The organism is Streptomyces sp. NPDC093149 (assembly GCF_044754145.1).
GTDB lineage: Bacteria > Actinomycetota > Actinomycetes > Streptomycetales > Streptomycetaceae > Streptomyces.
In genome coordinates this window covers 11,728-24,034 of record NZ_JBIVON010000007.1, presented here as the reverse complement: position 1 = coordinate 24,034, position 12,307 = coordinate 11,728, and the positions used below count along the sequence as shown (strand labels likewise).

Annotated in this window: 12 protein-coding genes; 8 read left to right on the top strand and 4 right to left on the bottom strand. The window is 71.9% G+C overall.

Annotation, left to right across the window (positions count from 1 at the left end; translation table 11 throughout):
* Window positions 1-18: 18 nt before the first annotated feature.
* Window positions 19-654: a TetR/AcrR family transcriptional regulator gene (locus ACIQCZ_RS21575; RefSeq protein WP_376285593.1), complete on the top strand. Its 636-nt coding sequence runs from the start codon at window positions 19-21 to the stop codon at window positions 652-654.
* A 218-nt stretch (window positions 655-872) separates the two neighbouring features.
* Here the strand turns inward: ACIQCZ_RS21575 and ACIQCZ_RS21570 are convergent, their stop codons facing one another.
* Window positions 873-1,400, bottom strand: a complete 528-nt coding sequence (locus ACIQCZ_RS21570; RefSeq protein WP_402284245.1) for a GNAT family N-acetyltransferase — start codon at window positions 1,398-1,400, stop codon at window positions 873-875.
* A 129-nt stretch (window positions 1,401-1,529) separates the two neighbouring features.
* Between ACIQCZ_RS21570 and ACIQCZ_RS21565 the strand changes: the two genes are divergently transcribed.
* Both ACIQCZ_RS21565 and ACIQCZ_RS21560 read left to right on the top strand, forming a co-directional pair.
* The gene (locus ACIQCZ_RS21565) at window positions 1,530-2,429 is read left to right on the top strand and encodes a TIGR01777 family oxidoreductase (protein ID WP_402284243.1); all 900 of its coding nucleotides are present in this window, start codon (window positions 1,530-1,532) and stop codon (window positions 2,427-2,429) included.
* A gap of 229 nt (window positions 2,430-2,658) precedes the next feature.
* Window positions 2,659-3,966 carry an FAD-dependent oxidoreductase gene (locus ACIQCZ_RS21560; protein ID WP_402284240.1) on the top strand — a complete coding sequence of 436 codons (1,308 nt, stop codon included), beginning with the start codon at window positions 2,659-2,661 and terminating at the stop codon, window positions 3,964-3,966.
* A gap of 121 nt (window positions 3,967-4,087) precedes the next feature.
* Here ACIQCZ_RS21560 and ACIQCZ_RS21555 read toward each other — a convergent pair whose 3' ends face one another.
* Window positions 4,088-5,839, bottom strand: coding sequence for a regulator (locus tag ACIQCZ_RS21555; RefSeq protein WP_402284238.1), 1,752 nt, complete (start codon window positions 5,837-5,839; stop codon window positions 4,088-4,090).
* A 263-nt stretch (window positions 5,840-6,102) separates the two neighbouring features.
* Here ACIQCZ_RS21555 and lipB point away from each other — a divergent pair, with 263 nt between their 5' ends.
* From lipB to ACIQCZ_RS21535, 4 genes are all read left to right on the top strand, one after another.
* A complete protein-coding gene (gene lipB, locus ACIQCZ_RS21550; protein WP_351083240.1) occupies window positions 6,103-6,915 on the top strand; it encodes a lipoyl(octanoyl) transferase LipB in 813 nt (270 codons plus the stop codon).
* Between the two features lie 144 nt (window positions 6,916-7,059).
* Window positions 7,060-8,025: a lipoyl synthase gene (gene lipA, locus ACIQCZ_RS21545; protein WP_402284235.1), complete on the top strand. Its 966-nt coding sequence runs from the start codon at window positions 7,060-7,062 to the stop codon at window positions 8,023-8,025.
* A 329-nt stretch (window positions 8,026-8,354) separates the two neighbouring features.
* The gene (locus ACIQCZ_RS21540; RefSeq protein WP_114244165.1) at window positions 8,355-8,555 is read left to right on the top strand and encodes a hypothetical protein; all 201 of its coding nucleotides are present in this window, start codon (window positions 8,355-8,357) and stop codon (window positions 8,553-8,555) included.
* A 19-nt stretch (window positions 8,556-8,574) separates the two neighbouring features.
* Window positions 8,575-9,282, top strand: a complete 708-nt coding sequence (locus ACIQCZ_RS21535; protein WP_402284234.1) for a DUF4191 domain-containing protein — start codon at window positions 8,575-8,577, stop codon at window positions 9,280-9,282.
* 270 nt (window positions 9,283-9,552) lie between these two features.
* Here ACIQCZ_RS21535 and ACIQCZ_RS21530 read toward each other — a convergent pair whose 3' ends face one another.
* Window positions 9,553-10,020 (bottom strand): RDD family protein, encoded by a 468-nt coding sequence (locus ACIQCZ_RS21530; protein WP_402284231.1) that lies wholly within the window; start codon window positions 10,018-10,020, stop codon window positions 9,553-9,555.
* Between the two features lie 256 nt (window positions 10,021-10,276).
* On the opposite strand from ACIQCZ_RS21530, the gene glnA reads away from it, so the two are divergent.
* Complete coding sequence (glnA, locus tag ACIQCZ_RS21525; protein WP_351082790.1) at window positions 10,277-11,686, top strand: type I glutamate--ammonia ligase; 1,410 nt, start codon at window positions 10,277-10,279, stop codon at window positions 11,684-11,686.
* A gap of 216 nt (window positions 11,687-11,902) precedes the next feature.
* Here glnA and ACIQCZ_RS21520 read toward each other — a convergent pair.
* The coding region (locus ACIQCZ_RS21520) for a hypothetical protein (RefSeq protein ID WP_402284229.1) at window positions 11,903-12,307 on the bottom strand (405 nt) is incomplete at its 5' end.

The following is a 12,307-nucleotide window of genomic DNA, read 5'->3' as shown; positions in this document are numbered from 1 at the left end:
CGAGGTAATCTCCTGGGAATGAGCCCCAAGCCGAGTCAGCCGTCCCTCACTGAGCGCCGCAAGGCCGCGACCCAGCTGGACATCGCGCGCGCCGCCGCCGCGCTCTTCGCCGAGCGCGGCCCCGACGGCACCACGGCGGAGGACATCGCGCACCGGGCGGGCGTCGCGCTGCGCACCTTCTACCGGTACTTCCGCTCCAAGCAGGACGCGGTGGGCCCGCTGCTCTCCGGCGGTGCCGAGCGCTGGCGGGCGCTGCTGGAGGCGGCCGAGCCGGGGGAGGCACTCGCCGAGGTCCTGGAGCAGGCGGTCACCGAGGCACTGCGGGTACCCGACGCACACGCCGCCGAGCAGCTCGGCTGGACGCGCGGGCTGCTGCGGGCGGCGGTGGAGGACCCGGCGCTGCGTGCCGTCTGGTACCGGGTCAATCAGGATTCGGAGGAACGACTGCTGCCGGTGCTGGCCCGGCTGGCGGGCGACGGAGCGGACCCGCTGGAGGTCCGGCTCGCCGCAGCCGCCGCCACGGACGCGGTACGTGTCGCACTGGAGGCCTGGGCACGGACGGAGGCGCCGGCCGACGGGCCCGGCTCACCTGCCGATCTGGCGGTGCGCTGCCTCCATGAACTCATGGGCGGCATGAGGCTGTTCAAGGGCTGAGGGTCTGTCGGGTGGCCTCGGACCGGATGGCGGGCGCGGTCCGGTGCGTGCGCTTCCAAGGCGGAGGAGAGAGTCGGATGGGGCCTCCCCTGCTCGAACGCAGCTGAGAGCTCGGGGAAGGAGCGCCGGCGACCGACGACAACGCGGGAAGTGTGCGTGCCGGGGCGTGCCCGCCCGGTCGGAGGTCACCCGACAGGCTCTGAGCGGGAAACGCGGGGTCACGGGGCGAGCGAACGGCCCATCATGACGTCGTCGACGTAACGCCCGTTCAGGAAGAACTCACCGGGCAGCACGCCCTCGACGACGAACCCCTCCGACTCGTACAGGGCCCGCGCGGGTGCGTTGTGCCCGAGCACCCGCAGCGTCATCCGGTTCGCCCCGTCGCCGCGCGCCGCCGCGCACGCCGCCCGCAGCAGGGCCCTGGCGACACCGCGCCCGCGCGCCCAGTCGGCCACGGCGAGGCCCTGTATCTGCCGGACGTGCGTGTTACAGGCCAGCGGGGTCGGCGGGACCAGCCGGGTGTACCCGGCGAGGCACACCTCGCCCGCCTCGTTCTCCGCCTCGGCCACGAGGAAGTCCTCGGGCTTGTGCCGGTCGTCGAAGAACGGTTCGTACGGCGGCTGGGGCCGTGGTGTCACGGCGTGCAGCGTCGACCAGGTGGAGCGGTCGAGCTCGCCGAGAGCGGCTTCGTCGGACGGAGCGGCGGGGCGGACGAGGCGGACCGGGTGCGCGTGGTTCTCAACCATGCGCGCCACTGTGCCACGCCGCCCTTCACCCGGTCAGCCCTGTTTCCGGCTCGGCGCCGACCGCCGACGCGGCAGGCCGTCGGCCCGGCGAGCGGGGCGCGCGGGGGGCCGCTGCGGCAGGATGGACCCATGCTGCACTCCCGTATCGCTGTCACCGGAGCATCCGGACTCATCGGAGCGGCGCTGGTGCGCTCGCTGCGGGCCGACGGACACGAGGTCGTACGCCTGGTGCGGCGTCCGGCCCGGGCCGGCGACGAGGTGGAATGGGATCCCGGGCGCGGGTTCGTCGACGTGGCGGGCCTGGTGGGCTGCGACGCGGTCGTCCATCTCGCCGGGGCCGGGGTCGGCGACCACCGCTGGACACCGGCGTACAAGCGGGAGATCCGGGACAGCCGGGTCCTCGGGACGACGGCGATCGCCGAGGCCGTCGCCTCACTGGACGTACCGCCGAAGGTGCTGTTGTCCGGATCGGCCATCGGCTACTACGGCGACACCGGGGACCGCGCGGTCGACGAGAGCGCGCCGGCCGGCGAGGGCTTCCTGCCGTCCGTGTGCGTGGAGTGGGAGGCGGCCACGGCCGCCGCTCACGAGGCGGGCGTCCGGATCGCGCACGCGCGCACCGGTCTGGTCGTCGGCCGTGAGGGCGGTGCCTGGGGCCGGCTCTTCCCGCTGTTCCGCGCGGGGCTCGGCGGGCGGCTGGGCAACGGACGTCAGTACTGGAGCTTCATCGCGCTGCACGACGAGGTCGCGGCGCTGCGGCACATCCTGGACACGGAGTCGCTGTCGGGCCCGGTGAATCTGACCGGCCCCGACCCCGTCACCAACGCGGAGGTGACAGCCGCGATGGGGCGGGTGCTGCACCGCCCCACGCTGCTGACCGCCCCGGCACCCGCCCTGCGGATCGCCCTCGGGGACTTCGCCCAGGACGTGCTGGGGAGCCAGCGGGTACTGCCGGGCAAGCTGCTGGACTCGGGTTTCGTGTTCGCCTTCCCCGGAATCGACGCGGCGATCCGCGCGGCGCTGCGCTGAGCGCACCGGGACGGCGCCGGCGTCCACGGGACCGCACCGCTCGGAGCCGGAGCCCGCACATCCACTCAGGAATCGGACGGACATGCGACCCCGTGTGCAACGGTGCCCCGGCCGCGCGCGACTGCGCCCGCACCGGACGCCCTCCTAGCCTCCTTGCGAACTCGGGCATTCCGGGGGCCTGTTGGGGGCAAGAGCTTCCCAGTAGTTGCGCCGACTCGGGGAGGGGCACGTGCTCAGCTCGGCACATCACGCGGACGTCGTCATCATCGGAGCCGGGATCGCCGGCCTGTCAGCCGCTCACCAACTGATCAGCGCAGGGGTAAGTGTCAGCGTCCTGGAGGCCGGCCCCCGGGTCGGCGGCCGGATGACCACGGCCGACGTGGACGGCTTCCGGCTCGACCACATCGGCCCGCTGCTCAGCACCTCGTACCCGGAACTGCGCCGAATACCCGCCCTCGAAGGTCTCGCACTGCGCACCTTCGCGCCGGGTGTGCTCGTCCACAGCGAGGGCCGTCAGTACCGGACGGGCGATGCGCGGGGCGCGCGGGGCGCATTCAAGGCGGCACGCGCCCGCGCAAGCGCCCCCCGTCCGCCGATGGGCGGGCCGATCGACCAGGCCAGGCTGGGCGCCGCCCTGACCCGGCTCGCCGCCACGCCGGCCACCCGCATCCTGGCCCGGCCCGAACAGACCGCGCTCGCCGCGCTGTCGCACCGCGGTCTGACCTCCCGTACCGTCAACGGCTTTCTGCGCCCCCTGCTCTCCGCGCTTCTCAGCGACCCGGACCTCATCACGTCCAGCCGGTGCGCCGATCTCGCCCTGCGCGACTACGCACGCGGCAGGCTGTGCGTGCCCGAGGGCGGCTCGGGCGAGCTGCCCGAGCGGCTCGCCGCCGCCCTGCCGCCCGGCACCGTGCGCACGGGTGTGCATGTCACCGCCGCCGACATCACCTCGGTCCGCACCAAGGAGCACGGTGAACTGGGCTGCCGCTCCCTGCTGTTGGCGACCGGCGCGGGTGCCGCCACCGAGCTGCTGCCCGGTCTGCGGATGCCGTCCTTCCACCCCGTGACGGTCCTTCACCACACCGCCCCCGCTCCCCCGCCGACCGGCGCCTCGCTGCTGCTGGACGCCGACCGTTCCGGCCCGGTCGCGCACACCGCGGTGATGAGTGCGGTCGACCCCTCGCGCGCCCCGCGCGGCCGGACCCTGATCAGCTCGACGGTGCTCGGCACCCCGCCGTCCGACCTGGACCGCACGGTCCGCTCCCATCTCGCCGCCCTGTACGGCACTCCTACGGACGACTGGGAGCTGCTGGCCGCCCACCACGATCCCGAGGCCGTCCCCACGATGCCGGCCCCGCACGATCTGCGCCGCCCGGTCCGGCTGCTCACCGGGCTGTACGTGTGCGGCGACCACCGCGACACGAGCTCGGTCCAGGGCGCCCTGTTCTCCGGACGCCGCGCGGCCGACGCGATCCTCACCGACCTGGGCGTACGGCCGGGACACGGAAGCGGGGCGGTGCTGCCCGAAGCGGCGTAGGGCCCGGAAGCGGGGCGGTGCTGCCCGAAGCGGTGCAGGGCCCGGAAGCGGGGCGGTACTGCCCGAAGCGGCGTAGGGCCCGGCCCCGGGGCGCCGGGCCCGTCCGGTGGACGCCCCGGGCTCATCCCAGCGCGGCGACCCGCTCGCGGTACCCCCGCACCGCTGCCGCGTCCCTGAACGGCTCAAGGCGGCGCTCGAAGTCCCGTACGTACTCCGTCGCCCGTACCGACCGCATCTCCGCCGCCTGCTGCGCGGCCTCGGCGCCGAGCTCACACGCCTGGTCGAGCTCGCCGAGCCCGAGCCGCGCGCAGGCCAGCACCACCCGACAGAACAGCCGGCTGCGGGCGTACGCCGGGGCGCGGAGTTCGAGGGAGCGCTCCGCGTGCTGCGCCGCGGCCCGGTACTGCTGCAGGTCCCGGTGGCAGTGTCCGAATTCGTCGGCGAGCTGGGCCTCGTCGAAATACCGTGCCCAGTGCGGCATCTCGTCCCCGGCGCGGGCGCTCTCCAGCGCGCGTTCCGCCCGCGCCAGCGAGGCGGTGCAGGGCCTGGCCTCGCCGAGCACTCCGTGCCCGCGCGCCTCGACGGCGTGCAGCAGCGCCTGGACGACGGGCGGCGCCGACGAACCGATGCCCTGCTGAGCGACGCGCGCCAGCTGTACGGCCTCCCTGCCGTGCCCGAGATAGACCGCCTGCCGGCTCATGGTGACCAGGACGTAGCTGCCGTACGCGCGGTCACCGGCGGCCTGGGCGAGCCGCAGGGCCTGGACGAAGTAGCGCTGGGCCAGGCCGTGGGCCGCGATGTCGTACGACGTCCAGCCCGCCAGCCGGGTCAGCTCGGCGGCGGCGGAGAAGAGCCGGCGCCCCGTGGCCTCCCCGTACGTCCCGCGCAGCATCGGTTCCGTCTCGTGCTCCAGGTACCGGACGAGGGCCTGCCGGGCGTGGCCGCCGCCGTAGGCGTTGTCGAGGGTGCGGAAGAGCTCCCCGACCGAACGCAGTGCGGCGACGTCGCCGCCGCTGACCCGCTGGCCGGGTCCCCGGTCGGACTGCCGCTGCCGGGGGACTCCGGGGGCACCCGGCAGCCCGGCTCCCGGGGAGAGGGGGCCTGCCGAAGGGGCGGGGGATCCGGGTGGGGCGGACGGTCCGGAGGGCCGGGACGGCACGGGCCCGCGGGCCGCGGCGTTGCGGCCACCGGCGCCGGCCGCCGCGGTCCCCGTCCCGCCGTGCCCGCCGCCGGGCCAGTGCGAACCGTACGCCCCGTGCAACCCCGGCGCCCCGCGCGTCCCGCCGGGGCCGCCGGCCCGCCTCGGAGCGCCCATCTCGGCAGTCCCCGCGATCCCGGAGGCCCCGATGGTCCTGCCCGGCCCCCCGGCCGCACGGGCACCGTCCGCCCCGTCCGGCACCGGCGGCGAGGACGCGCTTCCCCTTCCCACCCACTCGTCGGCCCGGCCGATCAGCCAGTCCCTGCTGGGTACGACGAGTCCGGCCGGGGTGAAGGCGATCTTGCGCAGCTCCGCATGGCTGCCCGAGTCCTTCCGCCACAGACCGCTGACGATGTCGACCGCCTCGGCGGGCGTGGCCGCGAACTCCAGCCCCGCGTAGACGGGAGCGCACGCGTCGAGGCCCAGGTCCTGCGCGGAGAGGCGGCGTCCGAGGCGCCGGGTGAAGACCTCGGCGATCAGCGCGGGCGTGGTCCCGCGCGGCTGCTGACCGCGCAGCCAACGGGTCACGGAGGTCTTGTCGTACCGCAGGTCGAGACCGTGTTCCAGGCCGAGTTGGTCCACTCTTCGGGCGAGACCGGCATGGGAGAAACCGGCCTCGGTGATGAGCGAGGCGAGTCGGCGGTTCGGGGTGCGCTGCGGAGGTCGTTCCGACATCAGCTGTACGGTCTCCTGCCTTCGGGGCCGGGCGGGCGGCCCTAATGGAACGGCGCGAATTTAGCGGCCTCTGCGGCGGTCAAAGCCACCATCGCTTCACTTTCATCCGATCGTGTGAGGATTGGGTGGTGGTACTGACGGGATCGACCTGCTGGGCCGCCGTTCGGTGACCGGTCGTACAGTGGCTTGGGGCCGATTGAGTGCAGGGTGGCGTGGCTCCGGGCACCCCGGCTCCAGTCACCGCGAGTAGGGAGGCAGCTGTCGTGAGCGAGCTTCGGTTCGTCCGGCTGGGATTCGGCGTGGAAGCCGTCGACTACCAGGAGGCCTGGCAGAAGCAGCGCGAGGTGCACGCGGCCAGATTCGAGGACGCCGTCCCCGACACCTGTCTGCTGCTGGAACACCCGCCCGTCTACACGGCGGGGCGGCGCACGACCGACAGTGAGCGCCCGCTGGACGGCACCCCGGTCATCGATGTGGACCGCGGCGGAAAGATCACCTGGCACGGTCCCGGGCAGCTGGTCGGCTACCCGATCCAGAAGCTGCCCCGCCCGGTCGATGTCGTCGCGCACGTCCGCCGGCTGGAGGACGCCCTGATCCGCACCGCCGCCGAATTCGGCCTGGAGACCTCCCGGGTCGAGGGCCGCAGCGGGGTCTGGGTGCTCGGCGACCCGGTCGAGGAGCGTCCGGCGATCGGCGGCCTCTCCCTCGACTTCGATCCGCGGCTGCACGACGAGGAGTTCGACGCGCGGCTGAACGGCCCGGAGTACGCCCCGTCCAACGCCGGCCAGCGGCGCGAGGACCGCAAGCTGGCCGCGATCGGCATCCGGGTCGCGAAGGGCGTGACCATGCACGGCTTCTCGTTCAACGTGAACCCGGACAACACCTGGTTCGACCGCATCGTGCCGTGCGGGATCCGGGACGCGGGCGTCACGTCGCTCGCGTACGAGCTGGGCCGCGACATCGGAATCGAGGAGGTGCTCCCGGTCGTCGAGAAGCACCTCAAGGACGTCCTGGAGAACGCGCAACTCGCCCCGCGCACCATCGAACGCCCGACGGATGCCGCGGCCACGGCATGACAGCCCCAGGACGTCCCGTTCGGACCATGCGGGAATAGGCCCTGCCGGCCACAGGTTGGCCGGACGTAAGGCCGTTTGAACCACGGGCGTACCCTGGTGTTCGCCGAAGAATCCAATGCAGTGAAAGCAAAGGGGAGTGCCGGAGTGTCCGCTGTCGCACCCGACGGGCGCAAGATGCTGCGCCTTGAGGTCCGGAACAGCCAGACCCCCATCGAGCGCAAGCCCGAGTGGATCAAAACCCGGGCGAAGATGGGCCCCGAGTACAACCAGCTGCAGAAGCTCGTGAAGAGCGAGGGTCTGCACACGGTGTGCCAGGAGGCCGGCTGCCCCAACATCTTCGAGTGCTGGGAGGACCGCGAGGCCACGTTCCTCATCGGTGGCGACCAGTGCACCCGGCGTTGCGACTTCTGCCAGATCGACACGGGCAAGCCGCAGGCGCTGGACCGGGACGAGCCCCGCAGGGTCGGCGAGTCCGTGGTCACGATGGACCTGAACTACGCCACCATCACCGGCGTCGCACGCGACGACCTGGAGGACGGCGGCGCGTGGCTCTACGCGGAGACGGTGCGCCAGATCCATGCGCTGACCGCGGAGCGAGAGGCCGGACGCACCAAGGTCGAGCTGCTGATCCCCGACTTCAACGCGGTTCCCGAGCAGCTCGCCGAGGTCTTCTCCGCCCGCCCCGAGGTGCTCGCGCACAACGTCGAGACGGTGCCGCGGATCTTCAAGCGGATCCGCCCCGGCTTCCGTTACGAGCGTTCCCTGGAGGTCATCACGCGGGCCCGCGAGGCCGGTCTGGTGACCAAGTCCAACCTGATCCTCGGCATGGGCGAGACCCGTGAGGAGGTCAGCGAGGCGCTCCAGGACCTGTACGACGCGGGTTGCGAGCTGATCACGATCACGCAGTATCTGCGGCCGTCCGTGCGTCACCACCCGGTCGAGCGCTGGGTGAAGCCGCAGGAGTTCGTCGAGCTGAAGGAGGAGGCCGACGAGATCGGCTACTCCGGCGTGATGTCCGGGCCGCTGGTCCGTTCCTCCTACCGCGCGGGCCGTCTCTTCCAGCAGGCGATCGAGCGTCGCGGCGCCGTCGTGGCGACGCCCGCCGTGTGAATCCGAGCACAAGAGGCTACCGCTCGGTAATAGCTGATTCGACGCGGCCCGTACGCTCTCCGCAGGTCGGAAGCGCGTATGGGCCGCGTCGACGTGCGCCGAGCCCGGATCAAGGTTTCATTGGTGTTTGACCGACCGGTCATGCGCTGGTAACACCGGGCAGTGACGCTGGATGCTCAGGTGCAGTGGTCCCACAGGCCGCTGCCACCGCCGCTTCCCGCATCCGACGCACGCCACCCACTTCGCGCAACGCAGTCCCGGGTAGCTCAACCCGGGCAGCTGAGTCCATGCCACTCAGTCCGCACATCCGCTCCGAGGAGATTTCCACGATGCAGGCCGTGCCGGTACGCGCCACCGCCATCCCTTCCGTCACCGATGCTCTCCGTGCCGTCGAGTCGCTGCTGCTGAGCAGCGGCCAGCGCACCGCTCGCCGTAATGCCTGGACCGCCGTCCTGGAGGACCGGCGCCGGGCCAAGGACCGGGTCGAGACCGAGTACGTACTGGAGGCCGCGGCCGACCACCGTTCTTGAGCCACGTAAACTTCTGTACATGGCGAGGAAGGCAAACACTGAAGGCGCGGACAGCGCCGAGAACGCGGGGCGGCTCAAGCAGATCGCCCTGACCTACAAGATGACCCGGCGGACCGACTCCAAGATCGGTCTTGTCGTCGCGGGTGTGGGAATCGTCACCTTCGGTGTCCTTCTCGCGGTCGGTTTCCTGATCGACCACCCGGTCTACCTGGGCATCCTGGGCTTCGTGCTGGCCCTCCTCGCGATGGCGATCGTCTTCGGACGGCGTGCCGAGCGCGCGGCCTTCGGGCAGATGGAAGGACAGCCGGGCGCTGCGGCCGCGGTGCTGGACCGGGTCGGCCGTGGCTGGACCACGACACCCGCGGTCGCGATGAACCGCAGCCAGGACGTCGTCCACCGCGCCGTGGGCAAGGCGGGCATCGTGCTGGTCGGCGAGGGCAACCCGAACCGGGTGAAGCAGCTGCTCGCGGCCGAGAAGAAGAAGATGGCGCGCATCCTGGTCGACGTACCGGTGCACGACATCATCGTCGGCAACGACGAGGGCCAGGTGCCGCTCAAGAAGGTGCGCACCAAGATGCTGAAGCTGCCGCGCGTACTGACCGGCCCGCAGGTGACGGCCGCCAACGACCGGCTGCGCGCGATGGGCGACCTGATGAGCAACATGCCGCTGCCCAAGGGCCCGATGCCGAAGGGCACGCGGATGCCGCGCGGCGGGAAGATGCGCTGACACCTCCGTCGTACCTGCTGTTCCCGCACACGGCCGCTGCACGTGGGAAGGGGGCGGGGGGGGGGCCCCCCCCCGGGGGGCCCCCCCCCCCCCCCCCGGGGCGGGGGGCGGCCCCCGGGCCCGCGCCCGGGGGCGGCGGGCCCCCCCCCCCCCCGCCCGCGGGGGGGGGGCGGGGGGGGGGCCCCCCCCCCCCCGGCCCCCCCCCCCGCCCCCTTCCCTGTTCCGTCCTCGGCGTCCGCTTCCTCGGCCGTACGTCCTCGGCTCAGTGGCTCAGATACGGACCTGAACCGCGCGGGCCAGCCGGTCGTGCAGGCCGCGGCCGTCGCGGTCCCAGACCAGGGCCGGGATCACGATGCACAGCAGCACGCTCCGGACGATCACTCGGCCGAAGGTGAGCCGGCCGCCGCTCTCGGCGACGACCCTGATGCCCAGGAGGCGCTTGCCCGGCGTGCAGCCGATGGTGCCGACGGTGAGCACACTCAGTACGAGAAAGACGCCGAGCGCCCAGTTTCCGGCCGCCTGCTGGTCACCGCGAGCGAGCAGCCCGTATGCGATCACCAGGCACAGGGCCCAGTCGATGAAGACCGCGCCGAAGCGCCGGCCGAGCGGCGCCACGGATCCCGGGCCGTGCTCGGGCAGACCGAGCCGCTTGCCCCGGTAGCCGAAGTCGGCCCCCATTTCCTCGGCGGCCGCGCGCGGCCCTGAGAGCCACGATCCGATTGCTTGCCTGTTGTCCACCCGACCACGGTACTGCGCCCGCCCGTGCCGCCCCCCGGGCGGGCCCCTCCCGAGGGCCGCCGCGCCGCCCCTCGGGAGGGGCCCGGAGTCGGCCACGAGGTGTCGCTCACACCCGCCTCGGTTAACTTCTGCGAAACAAATGGGTCATGCTTGAGAAATCCGGTCTGCCTATGGTCGGGTCCAGCGTGTGCCACCGCACTGGCCGCACCACGAGCTGCAACCCCGTCCCTCCCGGGCCGGGAGTAGGAGGAGTTGGATGTTCCAGAACGCCGACGACGCGAAGAAGTTCATCGCCGACGAAGACGTCAAGTTCATCGATGTCCGGTTCTGTGACCTGCCCGGTGTGATGCAGCACGTCACCGTCCCGGCGGCGACCTTCGACCCGGCCGACGAGCTTGCCTTCGACGGCTCGTCGATCCGCGGCTTCCAGGCCATCCACGAGTCCGACATGGCACTGCGCGCAGACCTGTCGACCGCCCGTGTCGACCCCTTCCGCCGCGACAAGACCATCAACATCAACTTCTTCATCCACGACCCGATCACCGGCGAGCAGTACAGCCGTGACCCGCGGAACGTGGCCAAGAAGGCCGAGGCGTACCTCGCCTCCACCGGCATCGCCGACACCGCGTACTTCGGCCCCGAGGCCGAGTTCTACGTCTTCGACAACGTCCGTTTCCAGACGTCGGCGAACGAGAGCTTCTACCACATCGACTCCGAGGCCGGCGCCTGGAACACCGGCGCGGTCGAGAACAACCGTGGGTACAAGGTCCGTTACAAGGGCGGCTACTTCCCGGTCCCGCCGGTCGACCACTTCGCCGACCTGCGCGCCGAGATGTCCCTGGAGCTGGAGCGGAGCGGACTCCAGATCGAGCGCCAGCACCACGAGGTCGGCACCGCCGGCCAGGCCGAGATCAACTACAAGTTCAACACGCTGCTCGCCGCGGCCGACGACCTGATGCTCTTCAAGTACATCGTGAAGAACGTCGCCTGGCGCAACGGCAAGACCGCGACCTTCATGCCGAAGCCGATCTTCGGCGACAACGGCTCGGGCATGCACGTCCACCAGTCCCTGTGGGCCGGCGGCAACCCCCTCTTCTACGACGAGCAGGGTTACGCGGGGCTCTCGGACATCGCCCGCTACTACATCGGCGGCATCCTCAAGCACGCACCGTCGCTGCTGGCCTTCACCAACCCGACGGTGAACTCGTACCACCGACTGGTCCCCGGCTTCGAGGCCCCGGTCAACATGGTGTACTCGCAGCGCAACCGCTCCGCCGCGATGCGTATCCCGATCACGGGCTCCAACCCGAAGGCCAAGCGCGTCGAGTTCCGCGCCCCGGACCCGTCGTCGAACCCGTACCTCGCCTTCTCCGCCCTGCTGATGGCGGGCCTCGACGGCATCAAGAACAAGATCGAGCCCGCCGAGCCGATCGACAAGGACCTCTACGAGCTGGCTCCCGAGGAGCACGCGAACGTCCAGCAGGTCCCGACGTCCCTCCCGGCCGTTCTGGAGGCGCTGGAGGCGGACAACGAGTACCTGCAGGCCGGTGGTGTCTTCACCTCCGACCTGATCGAGACGTGGATCGACTACAAGCGCACCAACGAGATCGCCCCGATCCAGCTGCGCCCGCACCCGCACGAGTTCGAGCTGTACTTCGACCTCTGAGGGGCCGATTCTCCACGAAGGCCGCCATCCCTCCGCGGGGTGGCGGCCTTCGCCGTGAGAGCCCGCACGAGAGGCGAAGGAGGCCGCGCCGTCGGCGGCTCGGGGATGCGCCAGGTGAGGCGCAACGTCGAGGTGGCTCCGGGGCGGCGGCACCACACAGGTTCATGAGCCCTCATCGAGAAGCGATGAGGGCTCATGAACGATCGAGGCCGGCGATCAACTGTCGGGCGCAGGACACCACGAGGGAGTGGCTGAGCCTGCACTGTCACTCGTTGCTCGCAAGGCCCGGTGCCGGATCACATGGCTCCCGTCGTGGTCGGGGTGGTCGTCCCGCCACCGGTCGTCGGCGCAGTGGTCCCGCCACCCGTCGTCGGCGCAGTGGTCCCGCCACCCGTCGTCGGAGGAGTCGTCCCGCCACCCGTCGTCGGAGGAGTCGTGCCACCACCCGTCGTCGGAGGAGTCGTGCCACCACCCGTCGTCGGAGGAGTCGTGCCACCACCCGTCGTCGGAGGAGTCGTGCCACCACCCGTCGTCGGAGGAGTCGTGCCACCACCCGTCGTCGGCGGAGTCGTGCCACCACCCGTCGTCGGAGGAGTCGTGCCACCACCCGTCGTCGGCGGA